At 32.9% G+C, this 23,645-nt stretch carries 22 protein-coding genes; 16 read left to right on the plus strand and 6 right to left on the minus strand.

The window, feature by feature from the left end:
- Positions 1 to 193 precede the first annotated feature (193 nt).
- From truA to IQ05_RS09490, 10 genes are all read left to right on the plus strand, one after another.
- A complete protein-coding gene (gene truA, locus IQ05_RS09445; protein WP_144892339.1) occupies positions 194 to 937 on the plus strand; it encodes a tRNA pseudouridine(38-40) synthase TruA in 744 nt (247 codons plus the stop codon).
- A 114-nt stretch (positions 938 to 1,051) separates the two neighbouring features.
- Complete coding sequence (locus IQ05_RS09450) at positions 1,052 to 2,806, plus strand: ABC transporter ATP-binding protein (protein ID WP_144892341.1); 1,755 nt, start codon at positions 1,052 to 1,054, stop codon at positions 2,804 to 2,806.
- Between the two features lie 82 nt (positions 2,807 to 2,888).
- Positions 2,889 to 3,407: an adaptor complexes medium subunit family protein gene (locus IQ05_RS09455; protein ID WP_208653360.1), complete on the plus strand. Its 519-nt coding sequence runs from the start codon at positions 2,889 to 2,891 to the stop codon at positions 3,405 to 3,407.
- Positions 3,408 to 3,569: 162 nt separating this feature from the next.
- Complete coding sequence (gene lpdA / locus IQ05_RS09460) at positions 3,570 to 4,958, plus strand: dihydrolipoyl dehydrogenase (RefSeq protein WP_144892345.1); 1,389 nt, start codon at positions 3,570 to 3,572, stop codon at positions 4,956 to 4,958.
- A gap of 206 nt (positions 4,959 to 5,164) precedes the next feature.
- Entirely contained in the window at positions 5,165 to 6,001 is an 837-nt protein-coding gene (locus IQ05_RS09465; RefSeq protein ID WP_144892347.1) for a serine O-acetyltransferase, read from the plus strand.
- A gap of 3 nt (positions 6,002 to 6,004) precedes the next feature.
- Positions 6,005 to 6,922 (plus strand): cysteine synthase A, encoded by a 918-nt coding sequence (cysK, locus tag IQ05_RS09470; protein ID WP_144892349.1) that lies wholly within the window; start codon positions 6,005 to 6,007, stop codon positions 6,920 to 6,922.
- Positions 6,923 to 7,113: 191 nt separating this feature from the next.
- Entirely contained in the window at positions 7,114 to 8,181 is a 1,068-nt protein-coding gene (locus tag IQ05_RS09475) for a serine hydrolase domain-containing protein (RefSeq protein ID WP_167496937.1), read from the plus strand.
- 194 nt (positions 8,182 to 8,375) lie between these two features.
- A complete protein-coding gene (locus IQ05_RS09480) occupies positions 8,376 to 8,960 on the plus strand; it encodes a fasciclin domain-containing protein (RefSeq protein WP_182651071.1) in 585 nt (194 codons plus the stop codon).
- A gap of 185 nt (positions 8,961 to 9,145) precedes the next feature.
- Positions 9,146 to 12,175: a PAS domain S-box protein gene (locus IQ05_RS09485; protein WP_144892351.1), complete on the plus strand. Its 3,030-nt coding sequence runs from the start codon at positions 9,146 to 9,148 to the stop codon at positions 12,173 to 12,175.
- Positions 12,168 to 12,554, plus strand: a complete 387-nt coding sequence (locus IQ05_RS09490; RefSeq protein ID WP_086454238.1) for a response regulator — start codon at positions 12,168 to 12,170, stop codon at positions 12,552 to 12,554. The genes IQ05_RS09485 and IQ05_RS09490 overlap by 8 nt, the downstream gene beginning before the upstream one ends.
- A 17-nt stretch (positions 12,555 to 12,571) precedes the next feature.
- Here IQ05_RS09490 and IQ05_RS09495 read toward each other — a convergent pair whose 3' ends face one another.
- Together IQ05_RS09495 and IQ05_RS09500 are read right to left on the minus strand one after the other, a co-directional pair.
- The gene (locus IQ05_RS09495) at positions 12,572 to 13,705 is read right to left on the minus strand and encodes a cysteine desulfurase family protein (protein WP_144892353.1); all 1,134 of its coding nucleotides are present in this window, start codon (positions 13,703 to 13,705) and stop codon (positions 12,572 to 12,574) included.
- Between the two features lie 22 nt (positions 13,706 to 13,727).
- Complete coding sequence (locus tag IQ05_RS09500; RefSeq protein WP_144892355.1) at positions 13,728 to 14,645, minus strand: EamA family transporter; 918 nt, start codon at positions 14,643 to 14,645, stop codon at positions 13,728 to 13,730.
- Between the two features lie 191 nt (positions 14,646 to 14,836).
- On the opposite strand from IQ05_RS09500, the gene IQ05_RS09505 reads away from it, so the two are divergent.
- On the plus strand, positions 14,837 to 15,781 hold the full coding sequence (locus IQ05_RS09505) for a hypothetical protein (protein ID WP_144892357.1): 945 nt from the start codon (positions 14,837 to 14,839) through the stop codon (positions 15,779 to 15,781).
- A 105-nt stretch (positions 15,782 to 15,886) separates the two neighbouring features.
- Here IQ05_RS09505 and IQ05_RS09510 read toward each other — a convergent pair whose 3' ends face one another.
- Both IQ05_RS09510 and IQ05_RS09515 read right to left on the minus strand, forming a co-directional pair.
- Positions 15,887 to 16,438, minus strand: a complete 552-nt coding sequence (locus tag IQ05_RS09510) for a Smr/MutS family protein (protein WP_144892359.1) — start codon at positions 16,436 to 16,438, stop codon at positions 15,887 to 15,889.
- On the minus strand, positions 16,428 to 16,589 hold the full coding sequence (locus IQ05_RS09515; protein ID WP_317133640.1) for a hypothetical protein: 162 nt from the start codon (positions 16,587 to 16,589) through the stop codon (positions 16,428 to 16,430). The genes IQ05_RS09510 and IQ05_RS09515 overlap by 11 nt, the downstream gene beginning before the upstream one ends.
- A gap of 122 nt (positions 16,590 to 16,711) precedes the next feature.
- On the opposite strand from IQ05_RS09515, the gene IQ05_RS09520 reads away from it, so the two are divergent.
- The 3 genes from IQ05_RS09520 to IQ05_RS09530 all read left to right on the plus strand — a co-directional run bounded on the left by IQ05_RS09520 (position 16,712) and on the right by IQ05_RS09530 (position 18,866).
- The gene (locus tag IQ05_RS09520) at positions 16,712 to 17,008 is read left to right on the plus strand and encodes a DUF2752 domain-containing protein (protein ID WP_144892363.1); all 297 of its coding nucleotides are present in this window, start codon (positions 16,712 to 16,714) and stop codon (positions 17,006 to 17,008) included.
- A 223-nt stretch (positions 17,009 to 17,231) separates the two neighbouring features.
- Positions 17,232 to 18,119 carry a cysteine synthase CysM gene (cysM, locus tag IQ05_RS09525; protein WP_144892365.1) on the plus strand — a complete coding sequence of 296 codons (888 nt, stop codon included), beginning with the start codon at positions 17,232 to 17,234 and terminating at the stop codon, positions 18,117 to 18,119.
- 105 nt (positions 18,120 to 18,224) lie between these two features.
- A complete protein-coding gene (locus tag IQ05_RS09530; RefSeq protein ID WP_144892367.1) occupies positions 18,225 to 18,866 on the plus strand; it encodes an SGNH/GDSL hydrolase family protein in 642 nt (213 codons plus the stop codon).
- A 55-nt stretch (positions 18,867 to 18,921) separates the two neighbouring features.
- On the opposite strand, the gene IQ05_RS09535 is transcribed toward IQ05_RS09530, so the two are convergent.
- Positions 18,922 to 19,332 carry an OsmC family peroxiredoxin gene (locus IQ05_RS09535; RefSeq protein ID WP_144892369.1) on the minus strand — a complete coding sequence of 137 codons (411 nt, stop codon included), beginning with the start codon at positions 19,330 to 19,332 and terminating at the stop codon, positions 18,922 to 18,924.
- Between the two features lie 238 nt (positions 19,333 to 19,570).
- Here IQ05_RS09535 and IQ05_RS09540 point away from each other — a divergent pair, with 238 nt between their 5' ends.
- Entirely contained in the window at positions 19,571 to 20,881 is a 1,311-nt protein-coding gene (locus IQ05_RS09540) for a CPBP family intramembrane glutamic endopeptidase (RefSeq protein ID WP_144892371.1), read from the plus strand.
- A 58-nt stretch (positions 20,882 to 20,939) separates the two neighbouring features.
- On the opposite strand, the gene IQ05_RS09545 is transcribed toward IQ05_RS09540, so the two are convergent.
- Positions 20,940 to 21,992: a sensor histidine kinase gene (locus IQ05_RS09545; RefSeq protein ID WP_144892373.1), complete on the minus strand. Its 1,053-nt coding sequence runs from the start codon at positions 21,990 to 21,992 to the stop codon at positions 20,940 to 20,942.
- 230 nt (positions 21,993 to 22,222) lie between these two features.
- On the opposite strand from IQ05_RS09545, the gene rlmD reads away from it, so the two are divergent.
- On the plus strand, positions 22,223 to 23,635 hold the full coding sequence (gene rlmD, locus IQ05_RS09550; RefSeq protein ID WP_144892375.1) for a 23S rRNA (uracil(1939)-C(5))-methyltransferase RlmD: 1,413 nt from the start codon (positions 22,223 to 22,225) through the stop codon (positions 23,633 to 23,635).
- Positions 23,636 to 23,645: the final 10 nt, after the last annotated feature.

Genomic DNA, 23,645 nt, shown 5'->3' on the forward strand with positions numbered 1-23,645 from the left:
AAAAAAACTACGGCTAAAAAGCCTTGTTTTTTAAAATCGGGAGATACCGCTACTATCTGGGCTAGAAATTTTTGTAAAAATAGCCATTCTTGGTTCAATAATGAAATCGAATTCATTCTTAACAAACTTTGGCAGTTTGTCATTTCCTTGCACAAAAATTAATAAGTATCTTTGTCGCATCAAAAAAAAACTGTTGAGATATTTCGTTAAATTTGCATATAATGGCACGCATTACCACGGATGGCAATTCCAGCCTAACGCAGCCTCTGTTCAAGAAACCATGAACAAAGCCTTTTCGGTATTGCTAAATACACCCCTAAATCTTATGGGTGCCGGAAGGACTGATACAGGAGTTCACGCAAGAGAAATGTATGCTCATTTTGACATAGAAAAATCATTTGATAATACAAGTTTGATTCACAAACTCAACTCTTATTTACCCAAAGATATTGTAATTTATGACCTGATAGCAGTTCATGATGATGCTCACACTAGGTTTGATGCTACTAAAAGAACTTACGAATATCACATTCATACTTTTAAAGATGTATTTTTACAAGATAAGAGTTGGTACTTTCATCAAACGTTGGATATTGAACTCATGAATCAAGCAGCACAAATACTGTTTGAACACACTGATTTTCAATGTTTTTCTAAAGTAAACACTGATGTAAACACATTTGATTGTACGATTTATGAAGCGCATTGGGCACAAAAAGACAACAATTCGTTGGTTTTTACCGTTTCGGCAAATAGGTTTTTACGCAATATGGTGCGTGCCATTGTAGGAACGTTGATCAATGTAGGGTTGCATAAAATTACACTCGATGATTTTACAGCCATTATTGCTAGTAAAAACAGAGATAAGGCCGGGATTTCGGTTCCAGCACATGGTTTGTATTTAACCAAAATAGAATACGATTACATTACACAATAGCCCTGATTACTTCACTCAACTTTTATTTTCGTAGGAGTTCAGTGAATTACATTTGTAACGAATAGCAGACAAGAGCAAAGCGAATTGACGAAGTAAACAGCTCCAAAAAATAATATGAAAGCAAAAGCATTTGATACTAGATTATTCAAGCGTATATTAAAATTTACAAAACCCTATCAATGGCGTTTTAATGGAGTGGTTATTTTTGCCATTTCATTGTCAATATTTGCAGCGTTACGCCCGTATTTATTGAAACAAACCGTTGATGGTTATATTGCTACACAAGATCAAAAAGGATTATTGATGTATGTAATCTTAATGGGGATTGTGCTTTTATTAGAAGTGTTTTCACAATTTTACTTTGTCTTTTGGGCCAACTGGTTGGGTCAAGACATTGTAAAAGACATTCGTACCAAACTGTTTCAGCACATTTTGAGTTTTAGAATGAAATATTTTGACCACGTTCCTGTGGGGCAATTGGTGACTCGTTCGGTTTCTGATATCGAATCTATTGCTAGAATTTTTAGTCAAGGTTTGTTCATGATAATTAGTGACTTGATGAAAATGGTTGTGGTGCTCGGTTTTATGTTTTACATGAACTGGACCCTAACTTGGATTGTTATTGTCGCCATGCCTATCCTGGTTTTTGTTACGAGGATATTCCAAAAGAAAATGCAAGTTGCTTTTGAGGAAGTGCGTACTCAAATTGCCAATATGAATTCCTTTGTACAAGAGCGTGTCACGGGCATGAAGATTGTTCAACTCTTTAATAGGGAAAATATTGAGTCAGAAAAGTTCAAAGAGATAAATGACAAGCACAAGAAAGCGTGGATAAAAACCATTTTATACAACTCTATCTTCTTCCCTATTGCAGATATTATTTCGTCATTGACACTTAGTTTTATTGTGCTTTACGGCGGAATCAAAATATTAAACGGAGACAATTTCACTACTTTTGGAGATTTATTTTCATACACCATGTTTATTGGAATGTTGTTCAATCCACTAAGACAAATAGCTGATAAATTCAATGAGATGCAACTGGGAATGATTGCGGCTAATCGTGTTTTTGATATTTTGGACACCCAAGATCAAATACAAGATACAGGTACTCTTGAGGCACCAATTTTTAAAGGAAATATTGAATTTAATAAAGTTCGTTTTGGTTATATTCTTGATGAAGAAGTAATAAAAGGAATTGATTTAGAAGTAAACGCTGGACAAACAATTGCCATTGTAGGTTCTACAGGTGCAGGAAAATCTACTATTATCAATTTACTGAATCGTTTTTACGAAATCAATAGCGGCTCCATATATATTGATAATCAAAATATTGAAAATTATACTTTAGGTTCTTTACGAAAGCAAATTGCGGTAGTATTGCAGGATGTTTTCCTTTTTGCTGATACTATTTTTAATAATATCACCTTAAATAATCCTGAAATTGATCGCGACCAAGTATTGGCTGCAGCCAAAAAAATTGGAGTGCATGAATTTATAATGAGCTTGCCTGATAATTATAACTTTGATGTCAAGGAACGCGGAGTAATGCTATCCTCTGGTCAGCGCCAATTAATTGCATTCTTGAGAGCTTATGTGAGTAACCCAAGTATTTTAATTCTTGACGAAGCCACGTCTTCTATAGATACCTACTCTGAAGAATTGATTCAACGTGCTACCGAAACCATTACTAAAGGCCGAACCTCTATTGTTATTGCACACCGATTAGCCACGATTGTAAACGCAGACAAAATCGTAGTTATGGATAAAGGACTAATCGTTGAACAAGGTACACATCAAGAACTAATTAATCGTGAAAGTGGTTTTTATAAGAATTTGTATGACTCTCAGTTTTCAGTGGCGAATTGATTCAAATAAAAAACTTACATTTACTTGCAGTTATTGTTCCACTTAACCCAATAACCCATTGAAAAAACTTGGACTTGGTTTCATGATGCTATTATTCTATTCGTGCATCCCATTGCGAATTGCGCCAAATATTGAGGGTGATAAAATTGTACAAGCCAAAAAATTCAAAAAAGACCTTCCAAATTGCTACGGATTTGTCTTTGAAGACAAAAAAAAGGCTGATGAATTTTACAACTTTATCAATACCAAATACAATTTAAAACACAGCAATGTAGATTCAAACGTTCCCATTATTATTGACAACAAGACTTTTTATATGTCTTTTTTTGAAAGAGAAAGAGTGACAAAAACGCTGAATTTAATTCCAATTGCCGTTGATACCGGTATACAAAGCAAAGGGAATGATCCGATCTTCGAGGACAATTATACTTCTAGAAATGGTTTTTGGTACATCATTATTTCGGTTAGGGATAAAGAAATCAAGGACTGTCTCGACCCAAATTATCCCGAACTAGCAATTGTTACCAACCATTTAAAAAAGCTTAGAGATGAGTATTTTTCGACCACAAATTATGTTGAAGCCTATTTAAAAATGAAATGATTCAGCTGGTGCAAACACCATTGCTAATAAACTTATAAAACGGTTAATTTTTTTTAAAATAAATCCTTAATTTTGCTATCCGAAAAGCGATTCAAACAAGTCGTAAATGAAAATAGTAGAAATACTGCTTTCTTATCAATAAAAAAACAAAAAAACTTTACAATGAAATACGATATTATAGTTTTAGGAAGTGGTCCTGGTGGTTATGTTACTGCAATTAGAGCATCTCAATTGGGCTTTAAAGTAGCCGTAATAGAAAAAGAGAACTTAGGTGGTGTATGCTTGAACTGGGGATGTATCCCAACAAAAGCCTTACTTAAATCGGCTCAAGTTTTTGATTATTTAAAACATGCTTCGGATTACGGATTAACGGTATCCTCATTTGATAAAGATTTCCCAGCTGTTGTACAACGCAGCCGATCAGTAGCAGATGGAATGAGCAAAGGTGTTCAATTCTTAATGAAGAAAAATAAAATTGACGTTATTGATGGTTTTGGAAAACTAAAACCAGGCAAAAAAGTTGATGTTACTGACAAAGAAAATAAAGTTACAGAATACAGTGCAGATCATATTATTATCGCTACTGGAGCTCGCTCTCGTGAATTACCTAACTTGCCTCAAGATGGTGTAAAAGTAATTGGTTACAGACAAGCCATGACATTGCCAACACAACCTAAATCGATGATCATTGTAGGTTCTGGAGCAATTGGAGTTGAGTTTGCTCATTTCTATAACGCAATGGGAACAGATGTAACTATTGTTGAATTTATGCCAAACATTGTTCCTGTTGAAGACGAAGACATTTCTAAACAAATGGAACGTTCTATGAAAAAAGCAGGTGTAAAAATCATGACAAACTCTTCTGTAGAACGCATTGATACCACTGGTACTGGTGTAAAAGCATTTGTGAAAACAGCTAAAGGAGAAGAAGTTCTTGAAGCTGATATTTTACTTTCAGCAGTTGGAATCAAAACCAACATTGAAAACATTGGACTAGAAGAAGTAGGAATTGCAACTGATAGAGATAAAATTTTAGTTGACGCTTTCAATGCAACCAATATTCCAGGTTACTACGCCATTGGTGATGTAACTCCTGGTCAAGCATTGGCGCACGTTGCATCTGCTGAAGGAATTAACTGTGTAGAAAAAATTGCAGGACTTCACGTAGAGCCTATTGATTACGGAAACGTACCAGGTTGTACCTATGCAACTCCAGAAATTGCATCTGTTGGATTAACAGAAAAACAAGCTAAAGAAAAAGGATACGAATTAAAAATTGGTAAATTTCCATTCTCAGCATCAGGTAAAGCAAAAGCTTCTGGAACACCAGATGGTTTTGTAAAAGTAATTTTTGATGCTAAATACGGCGAATGGTTAGGATGCCACATGATTGGTGCTGGTGTTACTGATATGATTGCTGAGGCAGTTGTAGCTCGTAAACTAGAAACTACTGGACATGAAATATTAAAAGCCATTCACCCACACCCTACTATGAGTGAGGCAGTAATGGAAGCTGTTGCTGATGCTTACGGTGAGGTTATTCACTTGTAAGATAAAACTCTTTGAATTCATAAAATCCGATTGGCTCGTTTGCCAATCGGATTTTTTTTGCTTCAATGCACACAGAAATACACTAATTTGTATATTTTTTGTACATTAACAATTATTTACAAAACGTACCCTACTTTCTAAACAAATCTCCTATATCTTTGTAAAACGTGGGCAGGACCACATTATTTAGAACTTATTTTATAAAAATGACACCTGAAAACAAACGATTTTCTTCACTTTTAAGCGAAAACCAAAATAATAATTGGGTACGAGCAATTGATTCCTCTAAAATTGTCAATTGGATTGATGACTTATTCAAAATTTTATTCCCTGAAAAAGCCTTAGAGACCATTCAAATAGAAGTACTTTTAAATCAAAACAAAGCCGATTTTATTAGTATTTTATCCGAAATTGTAAAGAACAAACCAACAGAGGTGATACTTGATGATGCCGAAGCGTTTTATACTTCTTTACCACATTTATACGCTAACATGCAGCAAGATGCTCAAGCCATTCTTGACACAGATCCAGCTGCTGATTGCATTCAGGAAATCATTAATTCCTACCCAGGTTTTTTTGCAATTGAAGTATATCGTATAGCGAATGCCATCGCAACAAGAACCCCTTGCCTACTGCCCCGAATTTTAACGGAGTATGCACACAGTAAAACAGGAGTAGATATCCATCCCAATGCTACAATTGGAGTTCCGTTTATAATTGATCATGGAACAGGAATAGTAATTGGTGAAACCACAGTGATAGGAAAACATGTGAGTGTTTACCAAGGTGTAACTCTAGGAGCTTTGCAAGTAGAAAAAAGCATGCAAGAAAAAAAACGACACCCTACTGTTGAAGATCATGTTATCATTTATGCTAATGCCACCATTTTAGGTGGTAGTACAATAATTGGTAATCACAGTATTATTGGTGGAAATACGTTTATAACCAAAAGTGTTAATCCGTATTCATTTGTCATGCAGTCTAATAAAAACACAGTTTTAAATCAACTAGAAACAAAAGATATTAATTTTTTCTCTATATAAGTTATGACAAAATTCAACAACATACTCGACACAATTGGCAATACACCACATGTAAAAATCAATCGTTTGTTTGGCAACAACCATAATATTTACATTAAACTAGAACGCGCTAATCCTGGTGCAAGCATCAAGGATAGAATTGCACTTGCCATGATTGAAGATGCCGAAGAAAAAGGGTTACTCAAAGCAGGTGGAACCATTATTGAGGCCACATCTGGTAATACTGGAATTGGTCTTGCCATGGTTGCAGCTGTAAAAGGGTACAAATTAGTATTGGTAATGCCAGAATCGATGTCAATTGAAAGACGCAGACTCATGAGCTTGTACGGTGCTGAGTTTGTACTTACACCCCGAGAAAAAGGAATGAAAGGAGCACTAGAAAAAGCACAAGAACTAGTTGCTGAATCTCCTAATGCTTGGTCTCCACTTCAGTTTGAAAATCCGGCTAATATTGAAATTCATAAAAAAACTACTGCACAAGAAATTATAAAAGCATTCCCAGAAGGCTTGGATTACTTAATTACCGGAGTAGGAACGGGTGGTCATATTACAGGTTGTGCCGAAATACTAAAACAGCATTTCCCAAACCTTAAAGTTTATGCAGTAGAGCCAGAAGCTTCTCCTGTAATTAGTGGTGGCGCTCCTGCTCCTCACCCTATTCAAGGGATAGGTGCTGGATTTATCCCTAAAAATCTTCATACTGATTTATTGGATGGTACAATTCAAGTTAGTAAAGATGAAGCATTTTTATATGCACAAAGAGCCGCAAAAGAAGAAGGAATGTTTATAGGAATATCATCAGGAGCATCACTGGCGGCAGTAGCCAAAAAACTTCCTGAAATTCCTGAAAATGCAAATGTATTAACTTTTTGTTACGACACAGGAGAACATTACTTAAGCATTGAAGGCTTATTTGTTTAAATAAATTTCTAGAAACCGATTTACAATTGTAAGTCGGTTTTTTTATTCTAGTTTATAAAATTAAATTGTTAAAATTAACATTAAATACGCTTATTTCATACCTAAATTCGAATTTTAAAAGATTTTAAACTGACAAAACAAGAAATAATTAAACCTTTTTAAAAATATGAAGTCATAGAAAAAAAACTATTATGAAAAATTTTATTTTAATACTATGTATTGTATTAGTAAGCAGCTGTAGCAATAATAATGAGGAAGTAGAACTAAATCCCACAACTGAAATGTATTTCCCATCAAATTCAAATAGCAACTGGGAAACCACATCAAGTGCAAGTTTAGGTTGGAATCAAAGTGCAATACAACCATTAAAAGATTTTTTAATCCAAAAAAATACAAAATCCTTTCTAATTCTTGTTAACGGCAGAATAGTAATGGAGGAATATTTTAACGGACACACAGCAACAGATACATGGGAATGGAATAGCGCAGGTAAAACACTTGTAGCAACTACAACCGGAATAGCAGTGCAAGAAGGACTAGTAAACTTGAACACAAAAGTATCTAATTACCTGGGTACAGAATGGACTAGTATGCCATTACCTAAAGAAGATCTTATCCAAGTTCGTAATTTATTGACCATGACTGCAGGAAATGATGACAGTAAACAATTCATGATAAAATCAAATATAACCTACATTGCTGATGCCAATACTCGATGGGCTTATAGTAATGTTTTTCAGAAATTAACTGATGTGATTGCAAAAGCTAGCAATAAACCATTTGAAAATTATTTTAATGAAAAATTAAAAAATAAAATTGGCATGGATGGCTTTTGGAATTTTGGAGCTATTTTCACAATATACCATAGTACAACAAAAAGCATGGCGCGATTTGGACTATTAGCATTAAATAAAGGAAAATGGAATAATGAAACAATTGTAAACGAATCCTTTTTTAACGAGAGTGTAAATACGTCTCAAAATATTAATCCATCTTACGGCTACCTATGGTGGTTGAACGGTAAATCGAGTGCAATGATACCAGGTGAGCAAACCGTATTTCAAGGCTCACTTGTGCCTAATGCACCTGCTGATATGTATGCAGCAATGGGAGCCAGCGATCAAAGAATTTATGTTATCCCGAGTAAGAAAATGGTAATTGTTAGAATGGGAAATGCTTCTGACCCATCAAACCCTAACTTTGCAGTTTCTGGTTTTGACAATGCCCTTTGGAGTAAAATAAATGCTGTTATCAAATAAATAGAATTATTATTACAGAAAATAAAAGTGTTTTACAATTTCAAAAATTATTACTTTAAATTCAAAACTGATTGGCTAAACTCTTGAAAACCATCTGCTTTTAATTTTGTTTAATTTTTTGTTAAATATATTAAACAAATGCATTAAATGCCTATATTTGAATATCTTAATTTAATTAAACTAAAATATTTAAAATGAAATTAGTAAAAGTAATCGGTGCTATGGCACTATTAGGAGTTATTACAACTTCATGTGGAGAAAAGAAAACTGCTGAAACAGCAGAAACCGCTGACACAACAACAGTTGCAGTTGACTCTGCAGCAGTTGTTGAAACACCAAACATTGTAGGTGTAGCAGCTGGAAATGCTGATTTTTCTACATTAGTAACTGCTGTAAAAGCGGCAGGATTAGTAGAAACATTAAGTAGCGAAGGACCATTTACAGTTTTTGCACCAAACAATGCAGCCTTTGACAAATTGCCTGCTGGTACAGTTGATGGGCTATTGAAACCAGAAAGTCTTGACAAACTGAAAGCAGTTTTAACGTATCATGTAGTTTCGGGAAAATTTGACGCAGCAGCAGTAACTGAGGCAATCAACAAAAATAATGGTAAATTTACCGTTACAACTGTTCAAGGTGGTAAAATCGAATTGAGCTTAAAAGATGGAAAAGTAATTTTAACGGATGCAAATGGAGCAACATCTACTGTTGTTCTTGCTGATGTGGCTGCTTCAAATGGTGTAATTCATGCAATTGACTCTGTGGTAATGCCAAAATAATTGATTCAATTAAAATTTAAAAACCGTTGCAATGTTATTTTTGTGACGGTTTTTTTTTAGTAAATCAATTTATGAATGATTAAAATTTTTGATCCTTATCTATTTCAATTTGGCATAATTATTCGAAATAAATACATATCGAATAAAAAAATAAATTAATTTTGTTTACAAATAATAAAATACGTATGAGTTATTTGAAAACCGAATTATACGAATTAATCAAAAAAGATAACTCTGTATTTGATTTTATACAAGAAACAGCTCTTGACGGCCTGACATACTGGGATATTGAAAATCCCAATCATAACTACATGAGCCCTAAGTTCTGGTCAACACTAGGTTATAATTATAACGAATTACCAAGCAAAATCAAATCATGGAAAGATCTGATTAACAAAGAAGATTTGGAATTACTTCAAGAAGTAATACGTACAAATTCTATTGATTTTACTTACGAGCAAATTTGTAGGTTTACCCATGAAAACGGATTTACAGTTTGGATGAAATGCAATGGTAAAATCATTCAAAGCCCAGATGGCAATGGTTTACGGTTACTGGGAGCTCATATTGACATTACATACCAAAAAGAACAAGAGCTTTTACTTGAAAACTGCAATTCAGCAGCGAGAATTGGGTATTGGGAATTTGACATTTTAGCTCAACAAATCCATTGGAGTAAAATCACAAAGGAAATCCATGAAGTTTGTGAAAACTATATCCCTAATCTAGAAACGGCAATTCATTTTTATAAAGAGGGTGATAACAGAGATATAATTAACATAGCAATATCTAATGCGATAAAAAATAACGAACCATTTGATTATCGCTTACAAATAATTACTGCAAAAGGAAATCACCGCTGGATTAGAACTATTGGCCAAACAGTATTTACAAAAGGTAGATGTACCAAAGTCTATGGAACTTTTCAAGATATAACTATTGAAAAGAATGCCAAAATTGAATTAATAAAAGAGAAAGAAAAGCTACAAAGTGTACTTGAAGGAACCAACTTAGGGACATGGGAATGGAATATTCAAACTGGGGAAGCAATTTTTAATAATCGTTGGGCAGAAATTATAGGTTACACACTTGAAGAATTACAACCCATTAGTATCCAAACTTGGATTGACTTCGCACATCCTGATGATTTACTCCAATCACAAAAAATTCTTGAAGAATGCTATAATAAAGAGCGCGATTTTTATCATTGTGAATGTAGAATGAAACATAAAAATGGGGAATGGGTTTGGGTTTTAGATCACGGAAGAATAATAAACTGGACTGATGAAGGACTACCCTTAATGATGTATGGTACTCATACTGATATTACCGAAACTAAAAAAACATTTGAGAGAAATAAATTATTTATAGAACAAACCCCTACCGCTATTGCAATGTTTGACACACAGGTGAAATACATTGCTTCGTCTGAAAAATGGATTACTGATTATCGTTTAGAAGGTCAAAAGATAATTGGCCAATCACATTACGATGTTTTCCCCGAGATAGGTGAGGAATGGAAAAAAATACACCAACAATGCTTAACTGGTGACACTCACAAAAGAGATGAAGAAAAATTTGTTCGACTAGATGGTTCAACACAGTGGATAAGGTGGGTAGTTAAACCTTGGTACACCGATTCAGAAAAGATAGGAGGATTAATTATGCTCACAGAAGACATCACTGAAAGAAAAAAAATTCAAGAACAACTGTTAGTAAGTGAAGAGGCTTTTCGAGGGAATTTTGAGAGTGCCGCTATAGGTATGGCATTACTCAATGTACACGGGCAATGGCTAAAAGTGAATAAAAACTTATGCGAAATTACAGGATACACTAATGAAGAGTTAATGCAACTCACTTTTCAAGACATTACTCATCCAGATGATTTAGATGAAGATCTTGCTTTACTAAAAGAACTTGTAGAGGGTAAAATAAATTTTTATCACCTTGAAAAAAAATACATTTGTAAAGACGAAACAATTGTTTATGTTATTCTAGCAGCATCTATTGTTAGGGATTCTGATAATAACCCTTTGTACATCATATCCCAAATCATAGATATTACATCCCAAAAAAATGCTGAAAATAAACTAGAACAGGCTGTATCAAAACTTCAAGGAATACTAGATGCTAGCACTCAAGTTGCTATTATTGAGACTAATATTGATGGACTAATAACAACCTTTAATACTGGTGCCGAAAATCTTTTAGGATACCCGAAAGAGGAAGTTATACATTTAAAAACTCCTGAAACTATTCATTTACAAGAAGAAATTGAAGCACAAGAAGAAAAAATATTAATTGAAAAAAATATTAACTGCAAAGGTTTTGAAGTTTTTACCCACGTGCTACATAAAGGAAAATTTGAAACCAGCGAATGGACGTATGTAAAAAAAGACGGAACTCAATTTCCGGTACAACTTACAGTTACAGCAGTAAAAAGGAATAATGAAATTACAGGTTATTTAATGATCGCTGTAGACATTAGTAGCATCAAAAAAGTAGAAAATGAAATACAGTCGCTATTATTTGTCACAAAGGATCAAAACGAACGATTGAAAAATTTCGCACATATTGTTTCTCATAACTTAAGATCTCACTCCGGCAATATTGCTATGATGTTAGATTTGCTTTTGTATGAAAATCCTTCTTATGCCGATAATGAAATCATTCAACTACTAGATTTAGCTTCAAAAAACTTAAAAGATACTATTGGACACCTCAATGAAGTGGTAATTATGAATACCACTATAACAGAGAACATAGCACCCGTTAATTTAAGTGACGCAATTGAAAACAGCATAAACAACATACAAATTTTAGCTAAAAATGCACAAGTAAATATTCAAAATGAAGTAAAAAGTGATGTGTTTATTTTAGGCATTCCTGCTTATGTAGAAAGTATTTTATTGAATTTTTTATCGAATTCTATAAAATACAAATCAGATAAAAGGAAGGCCTATATTAAGTTGAATGCTACTGTTGAGAATGATAAAATTGTATTAAGTATTGAAGACAATGGTCTAGGGATAGATTTAAAACAAAACGGAGATAAGCTTTTTGGAATGTATAAAACTTTTCACATGAATGATGATGCTCGAGGGATTGGGTTATTTATTACAAAAAACCAAATAGAAGCTATAGGCGGTAAAATTACCGTAACTAGTGAAGTTGATAAAGGAACCACTTTTAAATTATATTTTCAAAATGCCTAAGATAGATATTGCTTGTATAATTGATAACGACCCAATCTTTGTTTTTGGTGCTAAAAGAATTATGGAAATTGCAGATTTTTGCAATAGTTTTATGATTTTTAGAGACGGCAAAGAAGCATTTGACAAACTAAAAACAATAATAAATACGGATGGAAAACTCCCTGATTTAATTTTATTAGATATAAATATGCCTATTTGGAATGGTTGGCAATTTCTGGATGAGTTTATCAAAATTCCAATCAAACAAACAATTACTATCTATATCATGACCAGTTCAATTGACCCCACTGATATTGAAAAAGCAAAAAAATATAACGAAATCTCAAATTATATTGTTAAGCCTATATCTCTTGACGAACTAAAACAACTGATTGTGTAAGTTTATTTTTAATGCGATTAACTATTTTGAATGGCTACAAGAGCTTCTACAAAAGTATCAACATCTTGTGTAGTGTTAAAATGACTAAAAGAAACTCTCAAACTTGGTAACACTAAATCAGATTCACTTAAAAGCTCTGCCAAAACATGGGAAGGTTTAATACTTCCTGATTGACAAGCACTTCCTCTTGAAACTGCAATACCTTTCATATCTAAATGAAACAAAATCATTGCTGTTTTTTCTTTATCAAAAGGTAAAAGAATATTTATAACATTATAAAAACCCGAAAGATCACCGTTACATTTTACACCTGGAATATATACTTGTAATTGATCCCACAAATATTTTTTTAAAGCTTCAATGTCCTTTTGCTCTTTTTCTAAATTTAAATACGAAAGTTCTAAAGCCTTTGCCATACCCGCTATTTGATGTAAGGCTTCGGTTCCTGCGCGCAATCCCTTTTCTTGTTCTCCACCAAAGAATAAAGGTTGTAATCCTGAATTTTTTCGAATAAAAGCAAATCCTACTCCTTTTGGACCGTGAAATTTATGTGCACTAGCCACAATAAAATCAACCGGGATATTTTGTAAATCAAGATTCATTTTTCCAATGGATTGTACGGTATCAGAGTGAAACAACACATTATGCTCTTTACAAATGATACCCACACGGTTCAAATCTAGTACAGTTCCTATTTCATTATTCACATGCATTAAACTAACTAAAGTCTTTTTATCATCTGCTAAAAGAGTAACTAAATGGGTTAAATCTATAGCGCCATCTGGTTTTATAGCTACATAATCTACTTGAATTCCGTACTGTTGCTGTAGCGCTAATACTGTATATAAAACCGCGTGATGCTCAATTTTACTGGTAATAATTCGTTCTACCTTTAAATCTTTTACTGCTGATTGTAAAATCCAATTGTTAGCCTCGGTACCACAAGATGTAAAGATGATTTCTTGTGCAGTAGCATTCAAATTTTTAGCAATAACTTTTCGAGACAATTCTAAAACATTTTTGGAACTTCTTCCAAAGCTGTGCGTAGAAGACGGATTACCGTATTCTTGTTCCAGAACGTGTGTCATTTCCTGAATCACCTCGGGACGAAGTGCAGTAGTTGAAGCATTGTCAAGATATACTTTTTGCATTGTAGTTGATATATTTGAAAGGTTACTTGGCGCCTTTGGTAGTTGAAAATAATTTTTTGTTTTTCTTAAATAATACTTCTTTGTTGAATACTACGATAGACAATAAAATTAAGAAATAGGAAAATAATTGAATATTTCGTACTTGTTCCTCGTAGTAAAAAACAGCTAATAAAAAATTAATTATCGGATTAATATAAATCATAATTCCCACCGCTGAAGAGTTTATTCCTTTTAAGGCATATAGATTTAAGAAAAGTGGAATGATTGTAAAAAAAACTACAATCATAAACATGCATGTATAAAAAATAGGCTCTGAAGGAACTGGACCGCTGTATGCTGGATAAAAAGGCAGTAAAATAACCGCAGTAAAAATCAACTGAATGGTTAATCCTAAAAACTTATCAATTTCGTTATTTTTTCGCTGGCTTACTAAATACAAGGCATACGTTGCAGCAGTAACTAAACTAAAAAAAATATCTTGGAAATGATCAAACGATAACAAAATACAACTCAAAAAACTAATTCCAACTGCAACCCATTGCCAATAACTTAGTTTTTCTTTGAGCATAAAAAAGGCTAAAACTGTGGTCACAATAGGACATATTAAATAGGCTAAAGAAGCAGCATTTACGCTTACATGATTCATTACAAAAATATAAACAAACCAGTTTGATGATAAAAAAAAGCCTCCGCCTAGAGTAAGCCAAACTACTTTTTTTTGCTCCTTAGGTGCTAATTGCTTAAAACGACTCCAATTTTCAGAGATTATTTTTTTTCGAAAAAAAACATTAATTAACACCATCGTAATTACACTAAAGAAAACACGATAAAACAAGATATCTAGTGATGGATAAAGATGTAACGGTTTAAGTGCGAAACTGAAAAAACCCCACATAAAAAAAGCAAGGAAGGCCGCCGAATAATATTTATTTAATCTCATTGATAAAAAAATGAGGTACAAAGATACTCATTTCTCAAAGTAATACAGCCTTAAAAACCAATCAAGTTGGGTAATCAAAGTGTCACCTTTCAAAAAAAACTCCCTTAATATCATGTTAAAAATGTGTTTTTTAAATTACAATACAACAAGAACCCATTAAAAAATTCTATTTTTGTTTCAAATTATTGATGATGAAAAAAATTTTAAGCATATTATTTTTAGCGGTTATTTTAAACAGTTGTGATGATGGTGATTTAACACAAGAGAACATCAACTTTGAGTCGGTAACAGCTCAAAAATGTACTAAAACCAACATTATCTATAAAGTAAAAGAAAACGAAGCCTTACTTATTGATGCATCAGGAATTCAATTTCCTACTGAGGAAAGCACTCAAGAAATAGATATTAATACTACAAATCGTGTAATTTATCGTTTTTATAATGGAACGGTAACCTCTGCAACGTTATGTGAAACAATACCGCCTGCAAATCCTATTGTTGTAGATGAATGGATAGCAACGGGTGGAAAAATAGTGATTACAACTAAAGCCGTTAAACCATTAAACCAAACTGATAACAGTACCAGAATAACTGGATACAGCCACAACATTACATTTAAAAATATAACGTTTGATAAGGGAAATGGCACTCAGGTATATGATACCTTTACTTTTGGTGATTATATTTTAAACACTACACCTCTCCCTTTTTCATTTACTAAAGTATTGAAACAATGTCCAAACACCAAGCAATTATATGATAAAAACAGTAGTGAAGCTTTGATACTTGATATTGATCCAGCTTTGATTAAAAATGAAACTACACCATTAAATACTCCTCGCATAGCACTCATTGGCAACACTGTAAACAAACTCACTTACAGACTGTTTGGAGGTTTATTAACTGACAGTTATTTTTGCAACACCACTTATCCTGCTACTCCTAGTGTAACCGAAGAATGGATAGCAATTCCAGGTGTTGCTAATACTAGCGGTACTATTGAAGTTACCACAACAACTTTCGGAACGGGGTTTAAGCATACAATTGTTCTAAAAAAGGTGAAACTAAAAAAAGGAACAAATGATTTTAGTCTAGGTGACAATTACATTTACGGCGAGTTACAGACTACAAATTAGTTTTCAAAATAAGGCAGATATTATTTGATACAAAAAACCCAATTCTAGCAGTATATAAAATTACTTTTAGAATTGGGTTTTACTTTTTATGACCAACTTATCATTTTACATGGCACTTTGCTTGATATACACTTCGGTGGCGCCCAAACCATATTTTTGATAATTACCATCCTGAAAAGCAATATTATCGTAACGACCAAGTAGAAAATCAAGTTCTGCTTTTAAGATTCCCTCTCCTACTCCATGAATAAAAACTATTTTTGGAATTCTGTTTTTAATGGCAAATTCAATGTGTCTTTTGGCTGTTTCGGTTTGTAAGGTCAAAATATCATAATTAGACATTCCTCTTTTATTAGGCACTAATTTTTCAATATGTAAATCAAACTCTGGTGCAGAAATTTCATGTTTAGATTTTTTTTCTTTTACAAAACTACGTGGCTTAGGAATCTCTTTTTCTTTTTTAATTTCAGCAACATCTATCCTTCTAATAGAATCCAATAAATTACTACTGTCACTTACTTTAATCAATTCATTGGCAAGAAATGCCATTGTAAAACCATCTTCTGTTTCTATTGTAACACGATTCTCTTGTACAGAAAGAACGACACCATTTATGGCGTCATCAAGAACCGAAACTTTATCTCCTTTATTCAACATTATCATCCTTATTTTCCTGATTCTTACTTGGTGTTTTAGCGCTCAACTGCATCATTCCCATCATAAAAATAACTATAGCAACAGCCATAATGTAAATATTTTTATCAGCACTTACTTGCTCGTACAGAGCCACTACAATGGCTACTATCATAATAGGAATTATAAATTTTTTCATTTTCTAATATTAATATTCAAAAGTAATCATTTTTAAATTGCTCTTTTTAATTTGTAAAAAGTTTATTGTTTATTTGTAAAGTTGTAAAAAGAAAAAAATTGAATTTAGAAAAACACATGCTCCCTTGTTTAAGTAAAACAATCTTTGGAATTGAATGCTTGGGCTGTGGCTTTCAGCGGGCTTTACTTTTATTGATTCAAGGTGATCTTACAGAAGCTTTTAAAATGTATCCCGCAGTGTATTCCTCCATACTTTTTATTGCCTGCTGTACCCTAGGTTTTTTGGACAAAAAAAGAAAATATAGTAACCTAATTATAACAACGGGAATTATAAATGGTGTTTTTATGATTGTAGGTTATTATTTCAAACATTTTGAAAGTATCTTTTTGATGTAAAATAGAATTGAAGTAAAATTTAATATTACTAAATTTCTCCGTCAAAAAACATTACTTCTATAACAAAGTTTCCTAATTGCAACAATAGGTTTACTTGAATCCAATGCATAATTTTAATTTAGTTCAATATCTTTGCACCACTTTTTTGAACAAAAGAAATAAATTTTATCGAAGGCTCCTCTTTTGGTGCAGGAACTTTCTTTTTTAATAATCCAATAAGCTCATGAAATCATACAAAATACTAGATTTAATAGGTAACACGCCGTTAGTTGAATCTACAAACTTAATTGCCAATAAAAATATAAAACTATTATTGAAACTTGAGGGTAACAATCCTGGAGGAAGTGTTAAAGATAGAGCCGCATACAACATGATCAAATCGGCATTAGAACGAGGAGACATAAAAAAAGGCGACAAACTAATAGAGGCAACTAGTGGAAATACTGGAATAGCACTAGCGATGATTGCACAGTTATTTAATATTGAAATTGAGCTCATACTGCCCGAAGATTCTACCATAGAGCGCACACAAACCATGCGTGCTTATGGAGCAACGGTTATTTTAACTCCAGCGGCAACCGGAATTATAGGATCAAGAGATTATGCTGATAAAAAAGTTGCTGAAGGTGGCTATATCATGCTCAATCAGTTTGCAAATGATGACAACTGGAAAGCTCATTACAATACTACAGGTCCCGAAGTATGGAATGATACTGATGGAACGGTAACCCACTTTGTATCTGCAATGGGTACTACAGGAACTATAATTGGTACATCTACTTTTTTAAAAGAAAAAAATTCTGCCATTCAAATTGTGGGAGCACAACCTAGTGATGGTTCTCAAATACCTGGTATTAGAAAATGGCCACAGGAATATTTGCCTAAAATTTTTGATGCCAAAAAAGTAGACACAGTTATTGAAGTTTCAGAGCAAGAAGCCAGAGCCATGACCAAACGTTTAGCGCTTGAAGAAGGAATTTTTGCAGGAATGAGTAGCGGCGGATCAGTGGCCGCTGCGATAAAAATTGCCGAAAAGATAGAATCTGGTGTTATTGTAGCAATCATTTGCGATCGTGGTGACCGTTATTTATCTTCGGATTTATTTGATTAATTCTAAAAATCAATACAATCCAATGAAAAAAATATAGCCTCAAAATTATTATTATTTTGAATAAAAGATAGCTTTTCAATTGGTTTAATAGAAGCAACATATATCATGGGGCAAAAAACACAAGCTCAAGACTGGGCCAATTTAAAAAAGTACCAAGAACAAAATTTACAACTTAAACCATCCCCAGCTGGAGAAAAAAGAGTTGTATTTATGGGTGACTCCATTACTGAGTTTTGGAGCAGAATAAATCCGAGTTTTTTTGAATTAAAACCGTACATCAACCGCGGAATTAGTGGCCAAACAACACCTCAAATGCTCAAAAGGTTTAAAGCTGATGTTTTAGATTTAAACCCTGCTGTTGTTGTCATACTGGGTGGTGTAAATGATATTGCTGGAAATACTGGCCCAACTACGATCCAAAGGATTGCTTCAACTATTTTTGAAATGGAAGCTTTGGCTCAAGCCAATAAAATAAAAGTCATTTTATGTTCTGTTTTGCCTGCTTATGATTTTTCTTGGAGACCCAATCAATTTCCTGCTGAAAAAATTATAGCCTTGAATCTTTTGATAAAAAAGTACGCATTAGAGAACGGTATATATTATCTTGATTATTTTGACGAAATGAAAGATGAGAAAAATGGACTCAAAAAAGAATATGGCCCAGACGGAGTACATCCCAACTTAGCAGGATATCAAGTAATGGGTCCTTTAGTTGAAGAAGCAATTCAAAAAGTTTTAGAAATTTAATCCATAAAAAAAACTCGAGTGTACAACTCGAGTTTTTTGTGAAACTATTTTTAGTTTACAATAGTGTTGCGGTACTAGAAATTGTTGCGTTCAGAACCTTAGAAACTGGACAGTTCTTTTCGGCTTTTTGAACTAATTCTTGAAAAGCATCTGCTGTTATGTCTGCAATTTTTGCATTAACCGTAAGGTGAGATGTGGCAATGACACCATCTACAAAATCAATGTCACATTTTGTTTCAATATTTTCAATAGCAAATCCTTCCTCACCAATATATGCCGATAGTTGCATCGTAAAACAACCAGCATGTGCAGCTGCTATTAACTCTTCGGGGTTTGTGCCCACACCTTCTTCAAAACGTGATTTAAAAGAATATTGCGTTTTATCAAGAGTAGTTGTTTGAGTAGTAAGCGTTCCATTTCCTTCTTTAAGTGAACCTTCCCAGTGTGCTGTTGCGTATCTTTTCATAATGCTTTTTTTAGTGTTTTACCAAATTTACAAAACCAAAACAAACGTAACTGCTAATAAAATATTAATTAACGTAACTTTAGGCATGTACCTATAGTTCAAAAAAACTTCCTGAAAAATGTCTTGGATAAAATTTGTGAAAGACATCCTAAAATAATATAATTTGATTATGTTTGTTTGATAAATATCTTACGATTTGTTTAAAATCGATCAGGTAATACCCGTTAACCAAAAAACTATGAGCCACTCTTTCTCCGAGAATATTAATGAAAATTTAAAAAATTTCATTTCTTTTTTAAAAAACCCAACAGATCAAAAAGGAGTTGAACTAACTTTTTTAGAACGACTTAAAAACGTACTTGCTTTTATTATACTTGAGATGCCTGTTTTACTACTGATGATAGGCATCATTAGCGGACTAGAGAAGCTTGAATGGATTGATACTGAAAATCATTCGATTCAAGAAATGATGAAAACAATACCAATTCCATTGTTTTTTATTTTAGCTGTATTTATAATTCCACTTTTTGAAGAATTAATTTTCAGGTTGTATTTACGATATCAGTACAATAGTGTTATTCAAATTATCCTAGGATTTGCCTCTTTTGGTGGTACAGCAGCGCGACAAAAAACAAACGACAAACTGCAAACCATTTGGACAAAATACTATGCTACAGTTTTCTTTTTCTCGGCCTTGTTGTTTGGTTTCTTTCACATTTTCAATTTCGAAATAACCGTAAATGTATTATTGTTATCACCACTTTTAGTAGCTCCACAAATTATGATGGGACTTATAACCGGTTTCTTGAGAGTAAAACAAGGTTTTTTAGCAGGATACATGATGCATGCCATTCATAATGCTATTTTTATAGGAATTTCAATCCTTGGGATGAATAGTATGATGATTAATGTTGATGAAAACACCCCTAAATACAGCATTAAAATAGAGCAAAACAAGGATGCTTTTTCTGACGCATCTTATAAAAACTATGTGGACAGTTTAGCGTACACTAATACAACCATTAAAACTTTGCTAGCGCCGGTGTTACAAACTAGTGAACAATTAATAGATGTGAACGATTCTCTGGAAACAACAAAAAGTTATAATTTTCATTTTAAAAATAAAACAAAAGACACGCTACAAACAAGAAAACTAGCTCTTGAGCAACTCAAAAAACATTTGGGTTTCACCATTATCAAAAAAAATATTGAAAAAGAAAGTTGGAATATGAGCATTGTAAATCCGGCTTTGTTAGCAAAAAGTTTGGCAACCGACCCAAAAATCACAACTTCTACAACAATCTCTCCTAAAGAAATTCGTATCGAAAATGGAACGTTAGCTGCTCTAGCATCTTCCATTAGCAACCACAAAAACATATTATTTAACGATCAAACTCCTAACACAAAAAACAAGTACAACATTACTCTAAACTCAGATAGTTTAGATAAGATAATCCAGCAGCTAGAATCTCAATACGGTTTAAAAGTCGTAAAAACTAAGGAGAAAAAAGAAGAATACCTGGTTGAATTCAAAGAAAATAAAGAGTAATAATTAATATCTTTTGTAAAAACTTGAGAAACTTAAAATTGCCTTTTTCTAAAAAAAATTACTTAAGATTTAACCTCACAGAAAAAGTAGAACCTTGATTCATGCCATTGCTTTCTGCATAAATGTGACCTTTATATTTTTCTATGATTTTTTTACACAAATACAACCCTATTCCTGTTGAGGCTTCATTATTTGTCCCTAAACGGCTTTTTGATGTGAACTTATCAAATAAATGCTCAATATCTTGGCTTTTAAATCCCAAACCAGTATCTGTGACTTGAATAAGAATAGTTTTATTGTCTTGTATCAAATTTATTCTGATAATACTGTCTGGAAACGAAAACTTAATAGCATTATCAGTAAGGTTAATTAAAACACGCACTAATAAATCCTCATCTAAATGAATTAAGGTAGTAGGCAACTGTGTTGCATATTCTAAAGTACAATTTTTAGAAATCAATTTTGCGGCTAACTGGCCTGAAACTTTACTTAAAACAGTATTGAAATCTATTTGGTTTACAAAATATTCTTTTTTTGATATTTCGTCTTCATCACGTATCAGTGTAATTAAAGTTTCAATGAATGCAAGTTGCTGATTAGTCGAATCTGTGATTAAATTGGAATACTCTGCTATTAATTCAGAGGGATTTTCATTTAAAATTAATGTAGAAAGCCCCTGAGAATTAGCAGCAAAACCTCGTAAGTCATGTGATAACAAATAGATTAAATCTTGTTTATCATTAATATAAGCTTCATAATCTGCTATAGAGGATTGAATATTGGCCAATAACAATCCTGTTTCATCTTGAAAATGAGTTGGTAAATTAGGTATGATTCTATTGTTTCTATACTCTACTAATGCGCTAGAGGCAAGCTCAATAGGCTTTATTAATTTTTTGAGCACTAGCAAAGTTATTAATGTTGCAAGTAATGTGAATATTAAAGTAACTACTAGAATCATTATAGATTGCAATTCTTGGTTTCCAAAAAGAAGAAAAAGTGAAACTCCTATTAGTGGAATGTGAATTCCTAAAAAAGCAACAAAAAGAAATTTACTCGCATATTTTTTTCTCAAAAAAGGAATCGCATTCAATTTTTCATAAAGCTTCATAGGCGTCTATTTTAAGTAATCGATAGTGCAAAATTCGGTAAATAAATTAAAAACTGAGCTGTTCTTTTCTATAAATATTTATAAAAACTTGTATCATTTTTAAAAAAAATATTGAAAAAAAACCACAACAGTGGCATCTCTTTTCTTATTCATTGGCTTTAATTGACTAAAATTGAAAAATATTTGTAAAATTGAATTTATAAAACCTTTCAATCACTTATTTTTGCGCTATGGCTAAGAAAAATACAGACAAAGTTGTCTTTCATCAAATAAAAGTCCTTGATGCTGGTGCAAAAGGCGTTTCGGTAGCAAAAGCACCGGATGGTAAAGTAGTTTTTATCCCGAATGTAGTTCCGGGAGATGTAGTAGATGTGCAAACTTTCAAGAAACGCAAAGCGTATTATGAGGGTAAAGCAGTTCATTTTCATGAGTTTTCAGAGCATCGTGTAGATCCTATCTGTGAGCACTTTGGTGTTTGTGGAGGGTGTAAATGGCAAAACATGAACTACAATCAACAATTGGTTTTCAAACAAAACGAAGTCAAAAACCACTTGCAACGTATTGGAAAAATAGAACTTCCAGAATTTGAATCAATTTTAGGTTCTGAGAAAAAGTTTTTTTACAGAAATAAAATGGAATTTTCGTTTTCAAATAGCCGTTGGTTAACCGAAGCTGAAATTGGAAGCGACGAAAATTTAGGAAATAGAAATGCACTTGGATTTCACATCCCTAAAATGTGGGATAAAATTCTAGACATCAATAAATGTCATTTACAAGAAGATCCTTCAAACGCTATTCGTAATGAAGTTAGAGATTTTGCAAATGCAAATGGATTAACTTTCTTTAACCCCAGAGCACACGAGGGTTTGTTACGTACCTTAATGTTACGTACCGCTTCAACGGGTGAGATTATGGTATTGATTCAATTTTTCGAAAATGACAAGGCCAACAGAGAGTTGATTTTAGATCATCTTTACGAAAAGTTTCCGCAAATTACATCGTTACAATACGTAGTTAACAATAAAGCAAATGATACTTTGTACGATACGGATATCAAGTTATACAAAGGAAGAGATTACATTCTAGAAGAAATGGAAGGGTTGAAATTTAGCATTAATGCCAAATCTTTTTACCAAACCAACTCAGACCAAGCTTACGAATTGTACAAAATCACAAGAGATTTTGCAGGTTTAACAGGAAATGAAGTAGTGTATGACTTGTATACTGGAACAGGAACTATCGCCCAATTTGTTTCTAAAAAAGCTAAAAAAGTAATTGGTGTAGAAAGTGTCCCAGATGCTATAAAAGATGCAAAAGCTAATGCCGTTCGAAATGAGATCACGAATTGTGAGTTCTTTGTTGGAGACATGAAAGTGGTGTTTAATGATGCGTTTATAGCACAACATGGTCACCCAGATGTCATTATTACCGATCCACCTAGAGATGGTATGCACAAAGATGTTATTGAACAAATCTTAAAAATTGCTCCAGAAAAAGTGGTTTATGTAAGTTGTAACTCGGCTACTCAAGCACGCGATTTAGCCTTAATGGATGAGAAATACAAGGTAACTCGTGTACGTCCTGTGGATATGTTTCCGCAAACGCATCATGTAGAAAATGTGGTTTTATTAGAAAGAAGATAGACACTTTAAT

This window comes from Flavobacterium tiangeerense, from assembly GCF_007830355.1.
In the GTDB taxonomy this organism is placed as follows: domain Bacteria; phylum Bacteroidota; class Bacteroidia; order Flavobacteriales; family Flavobacteriaceae; genus Flavobacterium; species Flavobacterium tiangeerense.